Source organism: Bifidobacterium callitrichos (assembly GCF_008698085.1).
Taxonomy (GTDB): domain Bacteria; phylum Actinomycetota; class Actinomycetes; order Actinomycetales; family Bifidobacteriaceae; genus Bifidobacterium; species Bifidobacterium callitrichos.
Genome location: NZ_RZJP01000002.1, coordinates 39,615 through 59,455, shown reverse-complemented (window position 1 = coordinate 59,455; position 19,841 = coordinate 39,615). Strand labels below are relative to the sequence as shown.

General features: G+C 62.3%; 29 protein-coding genes and 1 tRNA gene. 29 read left to right on the top strand and 1 reads right to left on the bottom strand.

All coding sequences use genetic code 11. The annotated features are described in order from the left end of the window. The first annotated feature begins 12 nt into the window (after positions 1 to 12). From rpsS to EMB92_RS04785, 28 genes are all read left to right on the top strand, one after another. On the top strand, positions 13 to 291 hold the full coding sequence (rpsS, locus tag EMB92_RS04920; RefSeq protein WP_003814508.1) for a 30S ribosomal protein S19: 279 nt from the start codon (positions 13 to 15) through the stop codon (positions 289 to 291). Between the two features lie 15 nt (positions 292 to 306). Continuing rightward, on the top strand, positions 307 to 666 hold the full coding sequence (gene rplV / locus EMB92_RS04915) for a 50S ribosomal protein L22 (RefSeq protein ID WP_107043735.1): 360 nt from the start codon (positions 307 to 309) through the stop codon (positions 664 to 666). Between the two features lie 2 nt (positions 667 to 668). Continuing rightward, entirely contained in the window at positions 669 to 1,472 is an 804-nt protein-coding gene (gene rpsC, locus EMB92_RS04910) for a 30S ribosomal protein S3 (RefSeq protein ID WP_043164511.1), read from the top strand. 6 nt (positions 1,473 to 1,478) lie between these two features. Then, a complete protein-coding gene (gene rplP / locus EMB92_RS04905) occupies positions 1,479 to 1,898 on the top strand; it encodes a 50S ribosomal protein L16 (protein ID WP_043164509.1) in 420 nt (139 codons plus the stop codon). Position 1,899: 1 nt separating this feature from the next. Then, on the top strand, positions 1,900 to 2,154 hold the full coding sequence (gene rpmC / locus EMB92_RS04900; protein WP_043164506.1) for a 50S ribosomal protein L29: 255 nt from the start codon (positions 1,900 to 1,902) through the stop codon (positions 2,152 to 2,154). Between the two features lie 2 nt (positions 2,155 to 2,156). Then, positions 2,157 to 2,417, top strand: a complete 261-nt coding sequence (gene rpsQ / locus EMB92_RS04895; protein ID WP_043164504.1) for a 30S ribosomal protein S17 — start codon at positions 2,157 to 2,159, stop codon at positions 2,415 to 2,417. A gap of 113 nt (positions 2,418 to 2,530) precedes the next feature. Next, on the top strand, positions 2,531 to 2,899 hold the full coding sequence (gene rplN, locus EMB92_RS04890; RefSeq protein ID WP_043164503.1) for a 50S ribosomal protein L14: 369 nt from the start codon (positions 2,531 to 2,533) through the stop codon (positions 2,897 to 2,899). Between the two features lie 2 nt (positions 2,900 to 2,901). After that, positions 2,902 to 3,237, top strand: a complete 336-nt coding sequence (gene rplX, locus EMB92_RS04885) for a 50S ribosomal protein L24 (RefSeq protein ID WP_043164502.1) — start codon at positions 2,902 to 2,904, stop codon at positions 3,235 to 3,237. Next, positions 3,234 to 3,809: a 50S ribosomal protein L5 gene (gene rplE, locus EMB92_RS04880; RefSeq protein WP_043164500.1), complete on the top strand. Its 576-nt coding sequence runs from the start codon at positions 3,234 to 3,236 to the stop codon at positions 3,807 to 3,809. The genes rplX and rplE overlap by 4 nt, the downstream gene beginning before the upstream one ends. Position 3,810: 1 nt before the next feature. Beyond that, the gene (locus EMB92_RS04875) at positions 3,811 to 3,996 is read left to right on the top strand and encodes a type Z 30S ribosomal protein S14 (RefSeq protein WP_003814530.1); all 186 of its coding nucleotides are present in this window, start codon (positions 3,811 to 3,813) and stop codon (positions 3,994 to 3,996) included. An 83-nt stretch (positions 3,997 to 4,079) separates the two neighbouring features. Then, the gene (gene rpsH, locus EMB92_RS04870; RefSeq protein WP_043164495.1) at positions 4,080 to 4,478 is read left to right on the top strand and encodes a 30S ribosomal protein S8; all 399 of its coding nucleotides are present in this window, start codon (positions 4,080 to 4,082) and stop codon (positions 4,476 to 4,478) included. A 17-nt stretch (positions 4,479 to 4,495) separates the two neighbouring features. Next, positions 4,496 to 5,035, top strand: a complete 540-nt coding sequence (gene rplF, locus EMB92_RS04865; RefSeq protein WP_150393983.1) for a 50S ribosomal protein L6 — start codon at positions 4,496 to 4,498, stop codon at positions 5,033 to 5,035. A 1-nt stretch (position 5,036) separates the two neighbouring features. After that, positions 5,037 to 5,408 carry a 50S ribosomal protein L18 gene (rplR, locus tag EMB92_RS04860; protein ID WP_043164490.1) on the top strand — a complete coding sequence of 124 codons (372 nt, stop codon included), beginning with the start codon at positions 5,037 to 5,039 and terminating at the stop codon, positions 5,406 to 5,408. Further along, the gene (gene rpsE / locus EMB92_RS04855) at positions 5,405 to 6,163 is read left to right on the top strand and encodes a 30S ribosomal protein S5 (RefSeq protein WP_043164488.1); all 759 of its coding nucleotides are present in this window, start codon (positions 5,405 to 5,407) and stop codon (positions 6,161 to 6,163) included. The genes rplR and rpsE overlap by 4 nt, the downstream gene beginning before the upstream one ends. Positions 6,164 to 6,165: 2 nt before the next feature. Next, on the top strand, positions 6,166 to 6,351 hold the full coding sequence (rpmD, locus tag EMB92_RS04850) for a 50S ribosomal protein L30 (protein WP_043164486.1): 186 nt from the start codon (positions 6,166 to 6,168) through the stop codon (positions 6,349 to 6,351). A 2-nt stretch (positions 6,352 to 6,353) separates the two neighbouring features. Beyond that, positions 6,354 to 6,806, top strand: coding sequence for a 50S ribosomal protein L15 (gene rplO, locus EMB92_RS04845; RefSeq protein WP_043164484.1), 453 nt, complete (start codon positions 6,354 to 6,356; stop codon positions 6,804 to 6,806). 245 nt (positions 6,807 to 7,051) lie between these two features. Then, positions 7,052 to 8,386, top strand: coding sequence for a preprotein translocase subunit SecY (gene secY / locus EMB92_RS04840; RefSeq protein ID WP_150393982.1), 1,335 nt, complete (start codon positions 7,052 to 7,054; stop codon positions 8,384 to 8,386). A gap of 69 nt (positions 8,387 to 8,455) precedes the next feature. Beyond that, complete coding sequence (locus EMB92_RS04835; protein ID WP_043164482.1) at positions 8,456 to 9,022, top strand: adenylate kinase; 567 nt, start codon at positions 8,456 to 8,458, stop codon at positions 9,020 to 9,022. 162 nt (positions 9,023 to 9,184) lie between these two features. Continuing rightward, positions 9,185 to 9,403 (top strand): translation initiation factor IF-1, encoded by a 219-nt coding sequence (infA, locus tag EMB92_RS04830; protein WP_004268611.1) that lies wholly within the window; start codon positions 9,185 to 9,187, stop codon positions 9,401 to 9,403. 21 nt (positions 9,404 to 9,424) lie between these two features. Continuing rightward, on the top strand, positions 9,425 to 9,538 hold the full coding sequence (gene rpmJ, locus EMB92_RS04825) for a 50S ribosomal protein L36 (RefSeq protein WP_043164480.1): 114 nt from the start codon (positions 9,425 to 9,427) through the stop codon (positions 9,536 to 9,538). A 143-nt stretch (positions 9,539 to 9,681) separates the two neighbouring features. After that, positions 9,682 to 10,059 (top strand): 30S ribosomal protein S13, encoded by a 378-nt coding sequence (rpsM, locus tag EMB92_RS04820; RefSeq protein WP_003808138.1) that lies wholly within the window; start codon positions 9,682 to 9,684, stop codon positions 10,057 to 10,059. A gap of 90 nt (positions 10,060 to 10,149) precedes the next feature. Beyond that, positions 10,150 to 10,548: a 30S ribosomal protein S11 gene (gene rpsK, locus EMB92_RS04815; RefSeq protein ID WP_043164473.1), complete on the top strand. Its 399-nt coding sequence runs from the start codon at positions 10,150 to 10,152 to the stop codon at positions 10,546 to 10,548. A 79-nt stretch (positions 10,549 to 10,627) separates the two neighbouring features. Next, on the top strand, positions 10,628 to 11,626 hold the full coding sequence (locus EMB92_RS04810) for a DNA-directed RNA polymerase subunit alpha (RefSeq protein ID WP_043164471.1): 999 nt from the start codon (positions 10,628 to 10,630) through the stop codon (positions 11,624 to 11,626). A 93-nt stretch (positions 11,627 to 11,719) separates the two neighbouring features. Continuing rightward, on the top strand, positions 11,720 to 12,214 hold the full coding sequence (rplQ, locus tag EMB92_RS04805; RefSeq protein WP_107043731.1) for a 50S ribosomal protein L17: 495 nt from the start codon (positions 11,720 to 11,722) through the stop codon (positions 12,212 to 12,214). A 215-nt stretch (positions 12,215 to 12,429) separates the two neighbouring features. Beyond that, positions 12,430 to 13,437, top strand: a complete 1,008-nt coding sequence (locus EMB92_RS04800; RefSeq protein WP_150393981.1) for a tRNA pseudouridine synthase A — start codon at positions 12,430 to 12,432, stop codon at positions 13,435 to 13,437. Between the two features lie 109 nt (positions 13,438 to 13,546). Then, positions 13,547 to 15,727, top strand: a complete 2,181-nt coding sequence (locus EMB92_RS04795) for a circularly permuted type 2 ATP-grasp protein (RefSeq protein ID WP_140444498.1) — start codon at positions 13,547 to 13,549, stop codon at positions 15,725 to 15,727. 59 nt (positions 15,728 to 15,786) lie between these two features. Further along, positions 15,787 to 16,587: a transglutaminase family protein gene (locus tag EMB92_RS04790; RefSeq protein ID WP_150393980.1), complete on the top strand. Its 801-nt coding sequence runs from the start codon at positions 15,787 to 15,789 to the stop codon at positions 16,585 to 16,587. A gap of 270 nt (positions 16,588 to 16,857) precedes the next feature. Beyond that, positions 16,858 to 16,943: transfer RNA gene (locus EMB92_RS04785), tRNA-Ser, on the top strand. 635 nt (positions 16,944 to 17,578) lie between these two features. On the opposite strand, the gene EMB92_RS04780 is transcribed toward EMB92_RS04785, so the two are convergent. Beyond that, complete coding sequence (locus EMB92_RS04780) at positions 17,579 to 18,526, bottom strand: hypothetical protein (protein ID WP_150393979.1); 948 nt, start codon at positions 18,524 to 18,526, stop codon at positions 17,579 to 17,581. Between the two features lie 94 nt (positions 18,527 to 18,620). On the opposite strand from EMB92_RS04780, the gene nusA reads away from it, so the two are divergent. After that, positions 18,621 to 19,652 carry a transcription termination factor NusA gene (gene nusA / locus EMB92_RS04775; protein WP_107043727.1) on the top strand — a complete coding sequence of 344 codons (1,032 nt, stop codon included), beginning with the start codon at positions 18,621 to 18,623 and terminating at the stop codon, positions 19,650 to 19,652. The last annotated feature ends 189 nt before the right edge of the window (positions 19,653 to 19,841 follow it).

Sequence of the window (19,841 nt, the reverse complement as noted above, 5' to 3'; positions counted from 1 at the left end):
AGATTCGAAGAGATGACTCGTAGCATCAAGAAGGGCCCCTTCGTCGACGCCCACTTGCAGAAGAAGGTCGACGAGCAGAACGAGAAGGGCACCAAGAACGTCATCAAGACGTGGTCCCGCCGTTCGATGATCACCCCCGATTTCATCGGCCACACGTTCGCTGTTCACGATGGTCGCAAGCACGTCCCGGTGTTCGTCACCGAGGCGATGGTCGGCCACAAGCTCGGTGAGTTCGCCCCCACGAAGACCTTCAAGGGTCACGTGAAGGACGACAAGAAGGCCCGCCGCTAAAGGAGAGCATGACTTATGGAAGCTAAAGCAATCGCTCGTCACGTCCGCGTGACGCCGCGCAAGGCTCGTCGCATGGTCAACCTCATCCGAGGCAAGCAGGCGACCGAAGCCGTCACCATTCTGAAGTTCGCCCCTCAGGACGCGTCCCTGCCGGTTCGCAAGGTCCTCGAGAGCGCGATCGCCAACGCTCGTTTCCAGGCCGATAAGGCCGGCGAGCCGTTCCGCGAGAACGACCTGTACATCAAGGAGACCTACGTGGACGAAGGCGTGACGCTCAAGCGTTTCCGCGCCCGCGCCCAGGGCCGTGCCGCTCGCATCAACAAGCGCACGAGCCACATCACGGTCGTCGTCGCCAACAAGGAAGGAGCCCGCTAAAGATGGGTCAGAAGATCAATCCGTTTGGCTACCGTCTTGGCATCACTGAGAACCACCGCTCCAAGTGGTTCTCCGACTCCAACAAGGCCGGCGAGCGTTACTCCGACTTCGTGCTTGAGGACGACAAGATCCGCAAGGAGATGAACAAGGACCTCGAGCGCGCCGGTGTGAGCAAGATCGTCATCGAGCGCACCCGTGACCGCGTCCGCGTCGACATCCACACCGCCCGTCCGGGCATCGTGATCGGTCGTCGTGGCGCCGAGGCCGAGAAGGTCCGCGCCAAGCTCGAGAAGCTGACCGGCAAGCAGGTCCAGCTCAACATCTTCGAGGTCAAGAACGCCGCGCTGGACGCCCAGCTCGTCGCTCAGGGCATCGCGGAGCAGCTGACCAACCGCGTCACCTTCCGTCGCGCCATGCGCAAGGCCCAGCAGGACGCCATGCGCGCCGGTGCCAAGGGTATCCGCATCAAGCTCTCCGGCCGCCTCGGCGGTGCGGAAATGAGCCGTTCCGAGTTCTACCGTGAGGGCCGCGTTCCGCTGCAGACCCTCCGCGCCCTGATCGACTACGGCTTCTTCGAGGCCAAGACCACCTACGGCCGCATCGGCGTCAAGGTGTGGATCTACAAGGGCGATATGACCGAAAGCGAGTTCGAGGAGCAGCAGGCTCAGCAGAACAACCGCCCCGGCCGTCGTGGCGATCGTCGTCCGCGCCGTGGCAACCGTAACGCTGGTGCCGGCCGTCAGCAGGCTGAGGCTCCGAAGGCCGAAGCCGCCGAGGCTCCCGCCGCCACGGAAACGAAGGAGTGAGCAAGAATGCTTATCCCAAAGAGGACCAAGTACCGCAAGCAGCATCGTCCGGTCCGTTCTGGCATGTCCAAGGGCGGCAACGAGATCAACTTCGGTGATTACGGCATCCAGGCGCTGGCCCCGGCCTACGTGACCAACCGCCAGATCGAGGCCGCGCGTATCGCCATGACCCGCTACATCAAGCGTGGTGGCCGCGTGTGGATCACGATCTTCCCGGATCGCCCGCTGACCAAGCACGCCCTCGGTGCCCGAATGGGTTCCGGTAAGGGTACGCCTGAGTTCTGGATCGCCAACATCCACCCCGGTCGCGTCATGTTCGAGATCGGTGGTGTGTCCGAGGATGTCGCACGCGAGGCTCTTCGCCGCGCCATCGATAAGCTCCCCATGAAGTGCCGTGTGATTGCTCGTGAAGGCGGTGACATCTGATATGGCAGTCGGAACCGAAGAGTACTCCATCAAGAACCTCAATGAGAAGACCAACGCGGATATCGAGGGCTTCCTGAAGAAGTCCAAGGAAGAGCTGTTCAACCTGCGCTTCCAGCACGCGACCGGTCAGCTCGAGAACACCGCCCGCCTCAAGGCTGTCAAGCGTGACATCGCCCGCATGTACACCGTGCTGCGCGAACGTCAGCTCGGCATCACCGTTGAGCCGGCCGCCACTGAAACCGCTAAGGAGAAGTGATCATGGCTGAAGAGCGTAACTTCCGCAAGGTTCGTCGCGGTTACGTCGTGTCCGATACCATGGACAAGACCATCACCGTCGAGCTCGAGAAGCGTTCGACCCACCCGCTGTACGGCAAGGTCGTCCGCACCACCAAGAAGGTCAAGGTCCATGATGAACACAACGAGGCCCAGATTGGCGACCTCGTGAGTATTATGGAAACTCGGCCTCTGAGCAAGACCAAGCGTTGGCGTCTCGAATCCATCATCGAGCGCGCCAAGTAAAACAAGTTCGGCAAGGCTCGCCGTCCACCGGGCGCGGTATGAATAGGTATTCTGTGCTTATTCCTCTACCGCGCCCGGTGTGCGGGGAGAACCAGCTCGGCTAAGGAGAATCAATGATTCAGCAGGAAACGCGGCTTCATGTCGCCGACAACACGGGTGCCAAGGAACTCCTTGCCATTCGCGTGCTCGGTGGTTCGAAGCGACGCTATGCCGGCCTGGGCGACGTGATCGTCGCCTCGGTCAAGGACGCGATCCCTGGCGGATCGGTCAAGAAGGGCGACGTGGTCAAGGCCGTCGTCGTCCGTACCGTCAAGGAGTACCGTCGTGTTGACGGCTCCTACATCAAGTTCGACGAGAACGCCGCCGTCATTCTCGGCTCCGGCCGTGAACCGAAGGGCACTCGTATTTTCGGACCGATTGCTCGTGAGCTGCGCGACAAGCGCTTCATGCGCATCGTGTCCCTCGCCCCGGAGGTGATCTGACAATGGCAGCCAAGATCAAGGCTGGCGACCAGGTGAAGGTCATCCGCGGTAAGGACCGCGGCAAGGAAGGCACCGTCAAGCGCGTGCTGTCCGATGACCGCCTGATCGTCGAAGGCGTTCAGATCGTCAAGAAGCACGTTCGCGCGACCCAGCAGGGTCAGCAGTCCGGCATCGTCTCCACCGAGGCCCCGATTCATCGCTCCAACGTGATGGTCATCGACCCGGAGACCAAGCAGCCGACCCGCGTGGGCATCGTCGTGAAGGAAGAGGCGCGTGACGGCAAGGTCAAGACCGTGCGCGTGCGCGTCGCCAAGAAGTCCGGAAAGGAGCTGGCATGACCGACACCACTACCGTCGAAGCGCCGGCCACCCCGCGCTTGAAGGTGCAGTACAACGAGCAGATCATCCCTGAGCTCGAGAAGGAGTTCAAGTACTCCAACCCGATGCAGGTCGCTCGTGTGCAGAAGGTCGTCGTCTCCATGGGCGTCGGCGCTGCAGCGCGTGACTCCAAGCTCATCGAGGGCGCCGTCAAGGACCTCACCCTGATCACCGGCCAGAAGCCGAAGATCACGAAGGCCAAGAAGTCCGTCGCGCAGTTCCACCTGCGTGAGGGCCAGGCCATCGGCGCGTACGTCACCCTGCGTGGCGAGCGCATGTGGGAGTTCCTCGATCGTCTTCTGACGCTGGCTCTGCCGCGTATCCGCGACTTCCGCGGTATCAACGGCCACCAGTTCGATGGTCAGGGCAACTACAACTTCGGTCTCACCGAGCAGTCCATGTTCCACGAGATCGATCCCGACTCGATCGATCACCAGCGCGGTATGGACATCACCGTGGTGACCAGCACCAAGGATGACAAGGAAGCTTACGCTCTGCTGAAGCACCTTGGCTTCCCCTTCAAGGAGAACTGATATGGCAAAAACCGCTCTTAAGAACAAGGCGGCCGGCAAGCCGAAGTTCAAGGTGCGTGCCTACACGCGCTGCCAGGTCTGCGGTCGTCCTCATTCCGTGTACCGTAAGTTCGGCCTGTGCCGCATCTGCCTTCGTGAGAAGGCCCACCGCGGCGAGCTCCCCGGCGTTACGAAGTCCAGTTGGTAAACATCGACGCTGAAGGTCCGCGGCCTAGCTCCCGATAGGGGAGCGGGCGGCGGAAACCACGGCGAGAAAGGGCACTAGCCCACATGACAATGACAGATCCGATCGCAGACATGCTGACGCGTCTGCGTAATGCGAGCGCGGCGAAGCACGAGACCGTGGATATGCCGTACTCCAAGTTCAAGGCGAACATCGCCGAGATCCTCAAGCGCGAAGGCTACATCAAGGACTTCACCGCGAAGGAGGCCAGGGTCGGTCAGACCCTCGAGGTCACCCTCAAGTACGGCCCCAACGGCGAACGCTCCATCCAGGGCATCAAGCGCATTTCTAAGCCGGGCCTGCGTCGCTACGCCAAGTCCGACTCTCTGCCGATGCCGCTCGGCGGCCTTGGCATCGCCATCATCTCGACCTCGTCGGGACTGCTGACCCAGAAGGAATGCCTCGATCGAGGCATCGGCGGCGAGATCGTCGCCTACGTGTGGTGAGAAAGGAGAGCTGACACATGGCATCGCATATTGGTAAGCTCCCCATCGCCATCCCCGCTGGCGTTGAGGTCAAGATCGACGGTCAGAACTTCGAGGCCAAGGGCGCCAAGGGTTCCGACTCCTACGTCCTGCCTGAGGGCATCACCGCGACCGTCGAGGGCAACGAGATCATCGTTACCGCTGGCGACGACCTGCGTCCGACCCGTGCCAAGCACGGTCTGGCTCGCTCCATCATGGCCGGCATGGTCAAGGGCGTTCACGATGGCTACTCCAAGACTCTTGAGATCGTCGGCACCGGTTACCGCGCCGTCGCCAAGGGCCAGGGCATCGAGTTCTTCCTCGGCTACTCGCACACCATCACCATCAACCCGCCCGAGGGCATCACGCTCAAGGTGACCGACCCGACCCACGTGGTCGTCGAGGGCATCGACAAGCAGTCCGTTGGTCAGGTCGCCGCGAACATCCGCAAGCTGCGCGCTCCGGAACCCTACAAGGGCAAGGGTGTGAAGTACGCCGACGAGCATATTCTGCGCAAGGCTGGAAAGGCTGGTAAGTGATATGAGCGTCACTATTTTCGGCAAGGGCAAGAAGGTTGCGCGCCTGCGTCGCCACGCCCGCATCCGCAAGCACATCACCGGTACCGCCGAGCGTCCGCGCCTGGTGGTCACCCGTTCCAACCGCCACATGGTTGCTCAGATCGTCGACGACACGCAGGGCAAGACCCTCGTGTCCGCTTCGACCCTGACCGCCGAGTTCGCCGGTTTCGAGGGCACCAAGGTTGAGGCCGCCAAGAAGGTCGGCGAGCTGATCGCCGAGAAGGCCAAGGCCGCTGGCATCGAGGCCGTCGTGTTCGACCGTGGTGGCAACAAGTACACCGGCCGTGTCGCCGCCGTCGCCGAGGGCGCCCGTGAGGGAGGTCTGGCACTGTGAGCGAAGAAATGAAGGAAACCCAAGTGGCTGAAGAGACTCAGAACACTCAGGCTGCTCCGGCTGAAGAGAACAACGCCAACGACGATCGTCGTGGTGGCCGTCGCGGCGAGGGCCGTGGTGGCCGTCGCGGTGAGGGCCGTCGTGGTGAGCGTCGCAACCGTCGCGAAGAGAACAAGGGCGATGAGCTCCTCGATCGCGTCGTGACGATCAACCGCGTGTCCAAGACCCACAAGGGTGGTCGTACGTTCAGCTTCGCCGCCCTCGTGGTGGTCGGCGACGGCAACGGCACCGTGGGTGTTGGCTACGGCAAGTCCCGTGAGGTCCCGGCGGCTATCGCCAAGGGCCAGCTGGATGCCAAGAAGCACATGTTCAGCGTGCCGCGCGTTCGTGGCACCGTTGTCCACCCGGTGATCGGTCACGACGCCGCGGGCACCGTCCTGCTGCGCCCGGCCGCCCCCGGTACCGGCGTTATCGCCGGTGGCCCGGTCCGCGCCGTCATGGAGTGCGCCGGCATCACCGACGTGCTGTCCAAGTCCATGGGCTCGCCGACCGCAATCAACATGGTGCGTGCGACCGTCGACGCCCTCAAGCAGCTTGAGGAGCCGGAGGAGATCGCCGCCCGTCGTGGCCTTTCCCTCGAGGAAGTCGCTCCGGACGCCCTGCTGCGCTCCCGCGCTCTCGGCATCGCCGAGGCCCGCAAGGCTCGCGAAGAGGCTCAGGCCGCCAAGGCCGCCGAAGCGAAGGACGGTGAGTGAGTATGGCCAAGAACCTGAAGATTACGCTGCATCACGGTCTCGTGAACCGTAAGCCGAACCAGCGCGCTACCGCTCAGACTCTGGGCCTGCGCAAGATCGGTCAGACGGTCGTCCGTGAGGACACCCCGGCCGTGCGTGGCATGGTGAACGCTCTGCGTCACCTGGTCACTGTCGAGGAGGTCGACTGATTATGGCAGACAACGAAATCCTGCAGATGCACGATCTGAAGCCTGCCCCGGGCGCCAAGAAGGACCGCACTCGTGTCGGTCGTGGTGAGGGCTCCAAGGGTAAGACCGCGGGTCGTGGCTTCAAGGGCCAGACCAAGCGCACGAACGTGCGTCCGGGCTTTGAAGGTGGCCAGCTCCCGCTGTACATGCGCCTTCCGAAGCTCCGTGGCTTCAAGAACCCGTTCCGTACGGTGTTCCAGGTCATCAACATCGCCAAGCTCGCCGAGATCTTCCCGGAGGGTGGCGAGGTGACCGTTGCCGACCTCGTGGCTAAGGGTGCCGTGCGCGCCAACCAGCCGGTGAAGGTCCTTGGCGAGGGCGAGACCTCCGCCAAGTTCACGCTCAAGGGCGTGAAGGCCTCCGCTTCCGCCAAGGCCAAGATCGAGGCCGCCGGCGGCAGCATCTCCGAGGACTGATCGCAATCGGTTCCGCGGAACACATGATGTGATCAATGACCCCTTCGCCCATCCGGGCGGAGGGGTCATTGTCATGTTCCATGGTTTGTCATGTCCCTTGTCATGTCATACATGTCTCAAGTTTTGGGGCCGATGGGCCGGTCCATTGACATTAAGTAGGCACGGTAGGATATGCTGTTGCGCTAGCGTTCAAAAACGTGCTTGTATGTGTACGCGCCATGGGGCGCGGTATGGGAGGATTTCAGGTGAGGACGTTAATCCAGGCCTTGAAGACGAAGGAACTGAGGAAGAAGATCCTCTTCGTTCTGTTCATCATCATTATCTACCGCATCGGTTCGTTCATCCCCACCCCGGGCGTGGACTTCACCGTCGTGCAAAAGTGTCTGACCACCCTGCAGGGCAGCCAGGAGAACTTCATCGGACTGGTGAATCTCTTCTCCGGCGGCGCCATGCTGCAGCTGTCCATCTTCGCGCTGGGTGTGATGCCGTACATCACCGCATCCATCGTGGTTCAGCTGCTGCGTGTGGTCATCCCGCGTTTCGAGGCCCTGCACAAGGAGGGCCAATCCGGTGAGGCCAAGCTCACGCAGTACACCCGTTACCTGACCATCGGTCTGGCCGTGCTGCAGTCCACCACCATCCTGGTGACCGCCCGCTCCGGCGCCTTGTTCAACTACGCCTGCTCGCAGGTCATCCCCGACGGATCGGTGTGGAACCTCATCGTCATGGTCCTCATCATGACCGGTGGCACCGGCCTGATCATGTGGATGGCCGAGCTCATCACCGACAAGGGCATCGGTCAGGGCATGTCCGTGCTCATCTTCATGTCCATCTGCTCCGGCTTCCTGCCGCAGCTGTGGGAGATCGGCTGGGGCACCAACGGCACCGACGGCGACTGGGCCAAGTTCGCCATTGTCGTCTCCGTGCTTGTCGTCATCCTCATCTTCGTCGACTTCGTCGAGCTGTGCCAGCGTCGTATCCCCGTGCAGTACACTCGCCGCATGATCGGCCGCAAGATGTACGGCGGCTCCTCCACCTACCTGCCGCTGAAGATCAATATGTCCGGCGTCATCCCGCCGATCTTCGCCTCGTCGATCCTCGCCATCCCGACCCTCATCGCGCAGTTCGGCAAGTCGGACCAGAGCTGGGTCAAGTGGATCAACAGCAACCTGGCGAACACCACCAGCATCTGGTACATCGCGCTGTACGCGCTGATGATCGTGTTCTTCTGCTTCTTCTACACCGAGATCACGTTCAACCCGGACGAGACCGCGGACAACATGAAGCAGTACGGTGGCTTCATCCCGGGCATCCGTGCGGGCAACGCCACCAGCCGTTACCTGAGCTACGTCATGAACCGCCTGAACACCGTGGGTGCCGTCTACCTGCTGTTCGTCGCGCTCATCCCGACCGTGCTCATCATGGCGCTCGGCCTCAACACCCAGCTTCCGTTCGGTGGCACCACCATCCTGATCATCGCGGGCGTCGGTCTTGACACGCTGCGTCAGGCCAAGGCCCAGACCGAGCAGTTCCAGTACGCCGGATTCCTGTTCGAGAACACCGACCACAAGGAAGGCTGACACTCGTCTGGCAGATGCCAGTCGGAGTCATTCGCAATCAACCATTAGGCAACATTAGGAAGGATTGACATGCGTCTTCTTATCATGGGCCCGCAGGGCGTCGGCAAGGGCACCCAGGCCGCGCTGCTCGCCGAGCATTACGGCATCCCGGCGATCTCCACCGGCGATATCTTCCGCGCCAATATCAAGGGCAAGACCGAGCTCGGCCTCAAGGTCATCGCCTACACCGACAAGGGCGAGCTGGTTCCGGACGAGCTGACCAACTCCATCGTCAAGGATCGTCTCGCTCAGGACGATGCGAAGAACGGCTGGATCCTCGACGGATATCCGCGCAACGCGGCCCAGGTCGAGGCGCTGGATGTCATGCTTGAGGAGCTCGGCACCCCGCTCGATGCCGTTGTGGCGCTTGACGCCGATCACGATGTGCTCATGCAGCGCATCGCCAAGCGCGCCGAGGAGCAGGGCCGCACCGACGACAACCCGGAGGCCATCGCCAAGCGTCTGGCCACCTATGCCAAGGAGACCGCTCCGCTGCTGGACACCTACAAGTCCCGCGGTCAGCTGGTCGAGATCGATGGCGTCGGCGAGATTGACGCGATTCAGGCCAGCATCGTCGCTGCGCTCGACGCCCGCTGAACATGATGTTCAGCCAGTCGACGGCTGACGACTAGCACATGTCACACACAAGCCGGACATGCGACACACCCATGTGTCGCATGTCCGGCTTGTGTGTATTCTAGTAGTTTGGTGTGTCTTTGGATACACATGTAATGCAACCGAGGAGTGGAAGCGGGAGTAATGGCAAAAGACGGTGTGATTGAAGTCGAAGGTAGGGTAGTCGAAGCGCTGCCGAACGCGATGTTCCGCGTTGAACTCGAGAACAAGCACATCGTGCTGGCCACCATCTCCGGCAAGATGAGGAAGAACTACATCCGAATCCTTCCGCAGGATCGTGTCGTGCTCGAGATGAGCCCGTATGATCTCAACCGCGGACGCATTACGTACCGCTATAAGTAAAGGTACAAGCAAAGGAAAACCATGAAGGTCAGCCCTAGTGTGAAGAGGATCTGCGAGAACTGCCGCGTGATCCGTCGTCACGGCCGCGTCATGGTGATCTGCTCCAACCCGCGCCACAAGCAGCGTCAGGGCTGAGAGAAGATTCTCCAGCGGCACTAATCAGGCACTTATTCACAGTGCTTCCCGCAAGGGAACGACACTGAACCACGGGCACGTAGGCCCGTGCCGGGGAACCGGACGAATGGGTGCAAGACCTACGTTAACAAGAAGGAATCGCAATGGCACGTCTTGCCGGAGTCGACATCCCCAATGAGAAGCGCATCGAGATCGCCCTCACCTACATTTTCGGTGTGGGTCGCACTCGTGCCAAGGAAACGCTTGCCGCGACCGGTATCAACCCGGACATCCGCGTCAAGGATCTTACCGACGAGCAGCTGATCACGCTGCGTGACTACCTCGAGGGCAACTACAAGATCGAGGGTGACCTGCGTCGTGAGATCGACGCGGACATTCGCCGTAAGATTCAGATCAACTGCTACCAAGGCCAGCGTCACCGTAAGGGACTTCCTGTGCGCGGTCAGCGCACCAAGACCAACGCCCGTACCCGCAAGGGCCCGAAGCGTACGGTTGCCGGAAAGAAGAAGGCCACCAAGTAGTAGGTGGCTCCGATTCGGGCCACGGGGTCACACCCATCGCCCGAATCACCATTTCACAACAATAAGTTCGTTACAAGGAAACGAGGGTCAATGGCAGCGCCTAAGCAAGCCGCTCGTAAGCCCCGTCGTCGTGATCGCAAGTCGATCCCGGTCGGCCAGGCTCACATCAAGTCTACATTCAACAACACGATCATTTCGATCACCGACCCGTCGGGCGCCGTGGTGTCCTGGGCTTCCGGTGGCGATGTCGGTTTCAAGGGCTCCCGTAAGTCCACGCCGTACGCCGCTGGCATGGCCGCCGAGTCCGCCGCCCGCAAGGCGATGGAGCATGGTCTGAAGAAGGTCGACGTCTTCGTCAAGGGCCCGGGTTCCGGTCGTGAGACCGCGATCCGCTCCCTGCAGTCCGCTGGCCTTGAAGTTGGTTCCATCACCGACGTCACCCCGCAGGCACACAACGGCGTTCGTCCCCCGAAGCGTCGTCGCGTCTGAGCACTACTAGACAATATTCATCCAACCCGCTTTATGCCCGGTGAGTGCACCACCGGTCAGAAGCTGAAAGGATACCACAGTGCTTATTGCACAGCGTCCGACTCTTACCGAGGAATCGCTGACCCCTCAGCGTTCTCGCTTCACCATCGAGCCGCTCGAACCGGGCTTCGGCTACACGCTTGGCAACTCGCTGCGTCGAACCCTGCTGAGCTCGATCCCGGGTGCCGCTGTGACGTCGGTGCGTATCTCCGGTGCTCTGCATGAGTTCACCACTCTGCCGGGTGTCCAGGAGGACGTCACTGAGATTCTGCTCAACGTCAAGGGCATCGTGCTCACCAGCGAGTACGACGAACCTGTCGTGATGTATCTGCGCAAGAGCGGGAAGGGCGAAGTCACCGCCGGTGACATCACCCCGCCTGCCGGTGTGACCATCGCCAACCCTGATATGCATATCGCCACCCTCGCCGAGGACGGCGAACTCGAGATCGAGTTCACCGTCGAGCGCGGCCGTGGCTACGTGCCGGCGGCGATGAACAAGCAGGATACCGATGAGATCGGCCGCATTCCGGTCGACTCCATCTATTCCCCTGTGCTCAAGGTGAGCTACAAGGTCGAGGCGACGCGTGTCGAACAGCGCACCGATTTCGACAAGCTCATCCTGGACGTGGAGACCAAGCCGGCCATCTCCCCGCGTGATGCGGTGGCTTCCGCCGGTTCCACCTTGGTGGAGCTCTTCGGCCTGTGCCGTGAGCTGAACACCCAGGCTGAAGGCGTCGAGGTCGGCCCCGCTCCGGTGGTGGAGGAGTCCAACCCCGAACTCGCCGTGCCGATCGAGGATCTCAACCTCACGCAGCGCAGCTACAACTGCCTCAAGCGCGAGGGTATCCACACCATCGGCGAGCTGGTCTCCCACACTGAGCAGGATCTGCTCGATATCCGCAATTTCGGTATGAAGTCCATTGACGAAGTCAAGGAGAAGCTCCAGTCCCTGGGTATGTCACTCAAGGCCTCGCCGCTTGGTGGCTTCGATACCAACAATCTCGAAGGCGGCACCTTCTTCTCGCCTGAGGACGAGTGAGAACCCGTTAGCCGCAGTTCGACCAATCACGGGACCGGTTCGGACGTTCGGGCCACTGCCCACCTGAACCGGCCCTGCCAATAAGGAGTTACTATGCCCACACCTAAGCAGGGCCCGCGTCTGGCTTCCAGCCCGGCGCACGAGCGTCTGATGCTCGCGAACATGGCCACCAGCCTGTTCCAGAACGGCCGCATCGTCACCACGCTGCCGAAGGCCAAGCGCCTTCGTCCGCTGGCTGAGCGTCTGGTCACCTTCGCCAAGCGCGGTGATCTGCACTCTCGCCGCCGCGTGATGCGCGTCATCCGCAACAAGTCCGTCGTGCACGTGCTGTTCACCCAGATCGCCGAGCAGATGGAGCAGCGTGAGGGTGGCTACACCCGCATCGTGAAGATCGCCCCGCGCAAGGGCGACGCCGCTCCGGCCGCCATCATCGAGCTCGTCACCGAGCCGGTGAGCGCCAAGCAGGCCGTCGTGAAGGAAGCCGAGGCCGCGACCAAGGTCGCCGCTCCGGCCGAGGAGGCCCCGGCTGCTGAGGCTCCCGCCGAGCAGGCTCCGGTCGAGGAGACCGCCGCCGAGCAGGCCGAGTGAGTCGTTCGACACCGAGCGCTCGATAACGCGATTCGAGGACCGAAATCCCGCAAAGGGGTTTCGGTCCTCGTCGTATATATGCCGCCCGTCTGGCCGTGAGACGGCGTGAGACGGCATGTGAGGCGTGTGAGGCGTGTGATGGTACAAGCCAAGTCACGTGTCATGTGCCCAAGCCGGCAATCACGAACGCTCCGCCGTGCGGTATCTTGGGACCCATGAGCGAGACGACGAACGAAACATGCAGAATACGGTTGCGCATCGATCTGGCGTACGACGGCGGCGCCTTCTTCGGATGGGCGACGCAGCCCGCGATTCGCACCGTGCAGGGCGAGATCGAAACCGCGTTGCACCGTATCCTCCACGTCGAGGCGAACGACCCCGATGAGCCGCTGCGACTGGTCGTGGCCGGACGTACGGATACCGGCGTGCACGCCAGCCATCAGGTCTGCCATCTCGACATCTCACCGGCCGTGCTGGAACGCGCCGTCGGACACATGCAGGTGCCGGCGACCACCGCGCTCGAACATCGCCTGCAGCGATTGCTGCCTCATGACATCGCCGTCCATCGCATCGGCGTGGCGCCTGCGGGGTTCGACGCGCGATTCTCCGCACTGGAACGCACGTACGTCTATCGCATCGCCGACCGCAGCAGCGAGGTCGATCCGCGATTGGCCGGATGCGTGCTGCACATCGACGACGATCTCGATCTCGACGCGATGAACCGGGCGGCGGCCGCCACGATCGGACTGCATGACTTCGGCTCCTTCGCCACGCCGAATCCGGGAGGAACGACGATCCGCGAAGTCAAACGCGCCTTCTGGACGCGCGTGCCATTCCGGCCGCTCATCCCGGATGAGGGGCTGTCGGACACGGTGACATCGGGCGCGATGACATCGGGCGCGTATATCGTGCCCACGCTCGAATCGGGACTCGTGTGCTTCACGATCGTGGCCGACGCGTTCGCCCGCAACATGGTGCGCTCCCTGGTCAACGCATGCGTGCAGGTCGGCATCGGCAAACGCGATCTCGACTGGTTCCTCGGCAAGATGGCCACACCGAAGCGCGAGGGATCCACCGGACCGATCGCCCCGCAGGGATTGACGCTCGAACACGTCGCCTATCCGGCGGACGATCTGCTCGCCAGTCGGGCGCAGGCGATTCGCGCCGTACGTACGCTGCCCGATACCGGTACTTCAGGGACGAGCGACACGCAAGAGCGGTGACGCATTCGTAACATTCCAGCGCGTTTGCCGAAACGGGGTCCGCATACGTTAGTCGTCATATCGGCGAGAAGCCTGGAGCACAACCTCAAGATTGCAAGGAAGTGGCACGATGATCGAATCGGCGGCGCAAAAGCTGGCTGCGGAACTGGTGGAACGACGAGAGGGCATCAATCGTGAACTGGCCCGCAACGGCGTGCGTTTCGGCGTGTACAAGAACGGCGAATACCATGACCGGCTGTTCCCCTACGATCCGATTCCGCGCATCATCGAATCCGACGAGTTCGACGAGCTGGAAGCCGGTCTCAAGCAGCGCGTCAACGCGCTCAACGCCTACCTGAAGGACATCTATTCGGACAAGAACATCATCCACGACGGCGTCGTCCCCGAGGAGTTCGTCTACACGTCCGCGGGTTATTATCCGCAGGTCAACGGCGTGACTCCGCCGGCCGGCGTGTTCGCGCACATCGCCGGCGAGGACCTCGTACAGGGGGAGGACGGCCGCTGGTGGGTGCTTGAGGACAATCTGCGCATTCCTTCCGGTGCCAGCTACCCGCTGTTCGCCCGTGACATCGAACGTCGAGCCAACCCGCGCCTGTTCCGCGAGGTGCGCGTGCGCGACAACCGCGACTATCCGCGACTGCTGCGCAAGGCCATGGACTTCGTCTCCACCGAGGGCATCGCCGTGGTGCTCACGCCGGGACGCTACAACTCCGCGTTCTTCGAACACGCGTACCTCGCCGAGAAGACCGGAGCCACGCTCGCCTTCCCCGAGGATCTCGAGGTCATGGAGAACAAGCTGTTCTTCCTCGACTACGCCGGCAACCGCCATCGCGTCGGCGTCGTCTACCGTCGTCTCGCCGACGACTATCTCGATCCGTTCGCGTTCAACCCCGACTCCGTGATCGGCGTGCCGGGGCTCCTGTCCGCATATCGCGCCGGCAACGTGGCCATCGTCAACGCGCCGGGCAACGGCGCCGCCGACGACAAGGCGATCTACTACTTCGTGCCCCAGATGATCAAGTACTATCTGGACGAGGAGCCGATCCTGCACAATGCGCCCACCTACATGCCTATGTTCGAGAAGGACCGCAAGGAGGTCCTGAGCCGCATGGACGAACTCGTCATCAAGGACGTGGCCGAGGCCGGCGGATACGGTGTGGTGTTCGGACGTGACCTCGACAAGGAGCATCGCGAGGAGCTCGCCGACCGTATCAAGGAGGATCCGCGCCGTTTCATCGCGCAGGAGATCATCCAGTTCCGCGACATCGACGTGGTCGACCCGGCCACCGGTGAGCACAGTCCGCGCAAGGCCGATCTGCGCGCGTTCGTCGTGACCGGCCAGAACACGCATGTATGGTATTCGGGCCTGACGCGGTACTCGTCGGTGCCCGGCCAGATGATCGTCAACTCCTCCCAGGGCGGCGGTTTCAAGGACACGTGGGTGCTCGCTCCCAAGAACCGTACGATCCCGAACCACGGCGAGGAGATCGAATCGGTCAACCTCATGCCGCATGCGCGCAAGCATTCGCTGCAGCTGGTCACCGCGTCCAAGGCCGACAACCTGTACTGGCTGGGCCGCTACACCGAGCGTGCGTTCACCACGCTGGTCCAGTTCTACCCGTTCTACGACCGCGTGATGGACGACAATCCGGATGCTTTCCGTCCCTTCGCCCGCGCGCTCGACCTGCCCGAGGACTTCGAGGACTTCGATACGTTCATCCACTCGTTCCTCTACGACGGCACGAACCCCGATTCGGTGCGCAGCGCCATCGTCTCCGCGTTCAACAACGCGGTCGTGCTGCGCCCCGAGCTGTCGTCGCGTCTGCTGCAGTACGTCGAACTGGCGGTGACGAACATTACCAACGCCGCCGAACGCTCCGCCAGCTCCTCGGACATCTACTCCCAGCGTGACATCGCCGACGACATGCTGGCCTTCTGGGGCGGCATCGAGAACTCGGCAGCCGACATGACGCTGAAGGCGTTCATCTTCATCGGCAAGTACATCGAGCGCCTCGACCTGTACACGAGGTTCGGCATGCCCATCGAGGAGATGGAGGCGCCGTTGAGGAAGCTCAGCTCGTACTCGCATGCGCTGGACGGCATGCCGCTACCGCAGTGCTTCGCCGAGGGCGTCGGCTGGCTCCTCGGCCAGCTGCCGCAGCGCGGCTACCCCGAGCTGACGGCTCGGCTGCAGGAGTTCCTCGACGACTTCGGCAAGCGTTCGATCACCGGTGATCGCAAGGATCCGGGATCGTTCAGCGCGATGAATATGGACGCGCGCCGTCCGTGAACCGAGACGAAGCTGGTAAGGTGGAAAGAGATTCATCACATCTTACGGAGCCCTGATTCATGAAAAAACTGGTGTTTGACTACGAGATGAAGCTCAGCTTCAGCTCGCCCGTCACCGATCACCGTTTCCAGCTGCGGTGCATTCCCGCGACGGGCCCGCGTCAGCAGGTCGTCGACGTGGAGATCGACATCGAGCCCGAGGTGGAGCTGGAGACCACCATCGACTCCTTCGATTCGGTGGTGAAGACCGGCTACATCGCCGAGCCCCATGATGTGTTCAACTACAAGGTGACCGGCATCGCGTTCGTCGACAACGAGCACATCAAGACGGAGATCTACAAGCCGCTGTACCGTTTCGACTCGGCACTGACGATCCCCGGGCCCGCGGTCGAGGCTCTGACCGATATCTGCCGTCGCCGGCTCGAGGCACTGCCCGAGGATGCGTCGCCGGTCGACAAGGCGCGCGAGATCATGGATGAGGTGTACAAGGCGTTCGTCTACACGCCCGGGTCCACCACGATCCGCACCACCGCCGAGGAGGCGCTCGCCCAGCGCAAGGGCGTATGTCAGGACTATGCGCATGTGATGCTGTCCGTGTGCCGCCACTGCGGGCTGATCGCACGCTACATCGCCGGTCTGCTCGGCGGTGAGGGGGCCACCCACGCGTGGGTGGAGGTGTATCAGGGGCATCGTTGGATCGGACTCGACCCGACGCACAACCGCATGGTCGACGACAACTACATCACGATCGCCCACGGACGCGATTACCGCGACTGCATGCTCGACATCGGCATCTTCTCCGGATACAACGTCCAGCAGTCGCAGTGGGTCAACGCCTCGGTCCACGAGCAGACGCTGTAGGCGACGGTGGGATCATATTCTCAGCTCCCCTTGTCAGGACGTTGCCGTGAAGCAAACAGCGGAGCTGTTTGTAGGCAACGTGCGAGCCGACAGGCGAGCTGGCAGAATGCGCGCGTAGCGCGTCCGTAATTGCGGGACGAGCTGGCCCGCGAAGCGGGTCTGAGGGGTAGTCAATGCGGCTAGTGCAGTGTTTGGCGGAACGCGACGCGCCGACTTGCGCGTCGCACGCAGAGGCTTATAATGAACAGGTTGCGTTTTCACGCAGCATGTGGATGAATGTCCGAGCGGTCTAAGGAGCACGCCTCGAAAGCGTGTGAGGGCAACCCCCTCCGCGAGTTCGAATCTCGCTTCATCCGCCCTTGAGGGTTCCGAGTGATTCACTCGGAACCCTTTTTAGATGTTTCTGCTGTTTTCGTGGTTTAAGGGGCATTCCCGCACCGCATCTCCAAATGGCCGGTGAGCGCGTCAGAAGGCGTGTGTGTGCGGTGTTGTGCTGCTACTGAGGCGCGACGCCGTACCATGCGGCGTCCCCGTTGATATGACGGGCCGATCGGCGAAAGCCGATATGAAAAAGGCCCGACGTTTGCAGCATCGGGCCTTAGCGTTGATTACCGGCCTGCGCTCATAATCAACAAAGGGTTCAAGATGAAGCATATCACGGTGCACGGCAGTCTGTGCGTGCCTGCGGGGGGATTCAGCGCAGCCAAGACCGATTCAGGGCGACCGCGAACTGGACATAAGTGAATCCCGACGTTCTGAGCGGCACTAATTACCGAAATTCGTCCATTGCGCGGGAATATGTGACGTTGAGTAAGGACCAGCGTCACGTTTTCCCGAGGTATGGGGGCGATCTCGGGAATATGTGACGCTGAGAAATGGCCAGAGTCACATATTCCCGCACAATGGACGAGTTTCGGGAAAACGTGACGCTGAGGAGAGAGCGCGCGAGGGGTTAGGGGATGTTGAGTGTCAGGGATGCTATGTCAGCCGGTCAGCTGAACAGGGCGGCGTCGAAGGTGGGGTAGCCGAGGTCGAAGGCGCGCCAGGCGCGGGCCGTTGTGACTCGGGACAGCCATTTCAGGGTCTTGGCCGAGGCGCGGATCGCGGCGTCCGATTCGTTGCCCGTAGTGGATTCACCGGATGACGTGGATTCGCCGATGGCTCCGCTGATCGCGTCGAGATATTCGCGGGCGCAATTCATCTCCACGACGGAGACGGTGTTCGCGGTGATTCCCGTGGCGGGATCGCTGATCGAATCGGGGTGACTGATCAGATCGTTGACGGTGTAGACCTTGCGGCGCGGGTCCTTGTCCGTGCCGGAGAGCGAGAACAGGTGCTGTGCGGCGGTCTTGTGGTTATCGGACATCGCGAGCGTGGCGCCGTTCACCTTGCGGGCGGCGAGGACCTCGATGGAGAATCCGGCGCGATCCTCGGCCAGGGCGATCGCGTCGAGTGCTTTGTCGGCGATATCCAGCTTCACGACGTCGCCGTAGTCAACGGTGGCGGGGGAGAGCTCGGGCAATCCCAATCGGGAGGCCAGCTGCTGTGCGGTATACGACGCCTGTGCGGCATGAAGCGTGCCCTCGGCGAATCGCCCCGTGCAGTTGACGGCCACGTCGGTCCACGCATCGGCGGCGGTGCGGGCGGCGAGGTAGCGCATCATCACCGGGCGGGCATCGGCTTCTTCCTTTCCGGAGGTGGCGGCCAGATAGGCGCTTTCGCAGGCGCTCAATGTGGTGGCGTCGTCGACCTGAGCCTGAAGATGGGGCAGACCGGAGGCGCAGCCGGAAAGTGAGGCGATCATGGCGAGCGAGACTGCCGCCGCGGTCCATGCGCGTGCGTGGCGTGCGCGAAGTATGCGGTGCGTACGACGAACGTGCATCGCGCATACGCCGAGGGCCGAACCGGCATGGGTGTCCGAATCCCGAAGTGTCTGCATAAAACAGTAGAGTAAACACCGACTATGACCATATCGGCCGAAGACGGGCCAATCGTCGCGACAAGCCGTAATAACTTAAGGGAGGTCTTGCGAAATGGAACTGGACCTGACGTCAATCCACAAGCTCGCAGCGGAGCAGAACATCGATGCGGAAACGCTTGATGCCGCTCTTTCGGAGGCGCTCCGACTCGCGTATCTCAAGACCCCGCATGCGGCCAAGCACGCCCGCGTCGAACTTGACGAGCGTGCCGGCACCCTCACCATCTGGGCGGCGGACGAGATTCCGGGCACGCCCACCGAGGACGATCCGCATCCGGCCCCGACGATCGGCGAGGAGTACGATGACACGCCGAAGGACTTTGGACGTCTCGCTGCCTCCACCGCCCGTCAGGTGCTGTCCCAGCTGTTCCGCCATGCGGAGGACGAGCGCGTGCTCGGTGCCTTCGCCGATCAGAAGGGCAAGCTCATCACGGGCATCGTCCAGCAGGATGTGAAGGACCCGTCCAACGTGCATATCGCCGTGGGCGACGTCGAGGCCCTGTTGCCGCGTCGTGAGCAGGTGCCCGGCGAACGGTACCGTCACGGCGAGCGTCTGCGCGTGTTCGTCGTGAACGTCGGTCGCGGCGTGAGGGGGCCGGAGGTCGTTGTCTCCCGTTCCCACCCGGATCTGGTGCGTTGCCTGTTCGAGCGTGAGGTCCCGGAGCTGGCGTCCGGTGCGGTGTCGATCATGGCGATCGCCCGTGAGGCCGGCGCCCGCACGAAGATCGCGGTGAAGGCCAACACCGATGGAGTGAACCCCAAGGGCGCGCTCATCGGACCGGGAGGCGCGCGAGTGCGTGCGGTGATGGAGAACCTCGGCCCGGAGAAGATCGATATCGTCGACTACTCCGAGGATCCGGCCAAGTTCGTCGCATCCGCTCTCTCGCCCGCAGTGGCGACCGGCGTGCAGGTCATCAGCGAGAAAAACAAGACGGCCATCGCCTTCATCCACGACGACCAGCTCTCCCTCGCCATCGGCAGGGAAGGGCAGAACGCCCGTCTTGCCGCCAAGCTCACCGGCTGGAAGATCGGCATCGAGTCCGCAGAGGCCCATGCCAGGAAGGTCGCCGCCGAAAAGGCCGACTGATCCGAATACATGACCAGGCCCGACGACGCAATCGCCGGGCGTGGCACATCCAGCGTACTGAGTATGCTTGTTGCGGTATGCCGGGCGCAAGCATGCCCGGCCGAAGAATGAGGAATTCACAATCATGGTCGTACGATGAACAGGCTCGCCGTCATCGAGATTTGACCGCGCCGGCGCGTGGTCACGATA

Bases quoted from the DNA above. Each gene is read 5' to 3' on its own strand.
- rpsS (WP_003814508.1), top strand. From the start codon at position 13: ATGACTCGTAGCATCAAGAAGGGCCCCTTCGTCGACGCCCACTTGCAG.
- rplV (WP_107043735.1), top strand. From the start codon at position 307: ATGGAAGCTAAAGCAATCGCTCGTCACGTCCGCGTGACGCCGCGCAAG.
- rpsC (WP_043164511.1), top strand. From the start codon at position 669: ATGGGTCAGAAGATCAATCCGTTTGGCTACCGTCTTGGCATCACTGAG.
- rplP (WP_043164509.1), top strand. From the start codon at position 1,479: ATGCTTATCCCAAAGAGGACCAAGTACCGCAAGCAGCATCGTCCGGTC.
- rpmC (WP_043164506.1), top strand. From the start codon at position 1,900: ATGGCAGTCGGAACCGAAGAGTACTCCATCAAGAACCTCAATGAGAAG.
- rpsQ (WP_043164504.1), top strand. From the start codon at position 2,157: ATGGCTGAAGAGCGTAACTTCCGCAAGGTTCGTCGCGGTTACGTCGTG.
- rplN (WP_043164503.1), top strand. From the start codon at position 2,531: ATGATTCAGCAGGAAACGCGGCTTCATGTCGCCGACAACACGGGTGCC.
- rplX (WP_043164502.1), top strand. From the start codon at position 2,902: ATGGCAGCCAAGATCAAGGCTGGCGACCAGGTGAAGGTCATCCGCGGT.
- rplE (WP_043164500.1), top strand. From the start codon at position 3,234: ATGACCGACACCACTACCGTCGAAGCGCCGGCCACCCCGCGCTTGAAG.
- EMB92_RS04875 (WP_003814530.1), top strand. From the start codon at position 3,811: ATGGCAAAAACCGCTCTTAAGAACAAGGCGGCCGGCAAGCCGAAGTTC.
- rpsH (WP_043164495.1), top strand. From the start codon at position 4,080: ATGACAATGACAGATCCGATCGCAGACATGCTGACGCGTCTGCGTAAT.
- rplF (WP_150393983.1), top strand. From the start codon at position 4,496: ATGGCATCGCATATTGGTAAGCTCCCCATCGCCATCCCCGCTGGCGTT.
- rplR (WP_043164490.1), top strand. From the start codon at position 5,037: ATGAGCGTCACTATTTTCGGCAAGGGCAAGAAGGTTGCGCGCCTGCGT.
- rpmD (WP_043164486.1), top strand. From the start codon at position 6,166: ATGGCCAAGAACCTGAAGATTACGCTGCATCACGGTCTCGTGAACCGT.
- rplO (WP_043164484.1), top strand. From the start codon at position 6,354: ATGGCAGACAACGAAATCCTGCAGATGCACGATCTGAAGCCTGCCCCG.
- EMB92_RS04835 (WP_043164482.1), top strand. From the start codon at position 8,456: ATGCGTCTTCTTATCATGGGCCCGCAGGGCGTCGGCAAGGGCACCCAG.
- infA (WP_004268611.1), top strand. From the start codon at position 9,185: ATGGCAAAAGACGGTGTGATTGAAGTCGAAGGTAGGGTAGTCGAAGCG.
- rpmJ (WP_043164480.1), top strand. From the start codon at position 9,425: ATGAAGGTCAGCCCTAGTGTGAAGAGGATCTGCGAGAACTGCCGCGTG.
- rpsM (WP_003808138.1), top strand. From the start codon at position 9,682: ATGGCACGTCTTGCCGGAGTCGACATCCCCAATGAGAAGCGCATCGAG.
- rpsK (WP_043164473.1), top strand. From the start codon at position 10,150: ATGGCAGCGCCTAAGCAAGCCGCTCGTAAGCCCCGTCGTCGTGATCGC.
- rplQ (WP_107043731.1), top strand. From the start codon at position 11,720: ATGCCCACACCTAAGCAGGGCCCGCGTCTGGCTTCCAGCCCGGCGCAC.
- EMB92_RS04800 (WP_150393981.1), top strand. From the start codon at position 12,430: ATGAGCGAGACGACGAACGAAACATGCAGAATACGGTTGCGCATCGAT.
- EMB92_RS04795 (WP_140444498.1), top strand. From the start codon at position 13,547: ATGATCGAATCGGCGGCGCAAAAGCTGGCTGCGGAACTGGTGGAACGA.
- EMB92_RS04790 (WP_150393980.1), top strand. From the start codon at position 15,787: ATGAAAAAACTGGTGTTTGACTACGAGATGAAGCTCAGCTTCAGCTCG.
- EMB92_RS04780 (WP_150393979.1), bottom strand. From the start codon at position 18,526: ATGCAGACACTTCGGGATTCGGACACCCATGCCGGTTCGGCCCTCGGC.
- nusA (WP_107043727.1), top strand. From the start codon at position 18,621: ATGGAACTGGACCTGACGTCAATCCACAAGCTCGCAGCGGAGCAGAAC.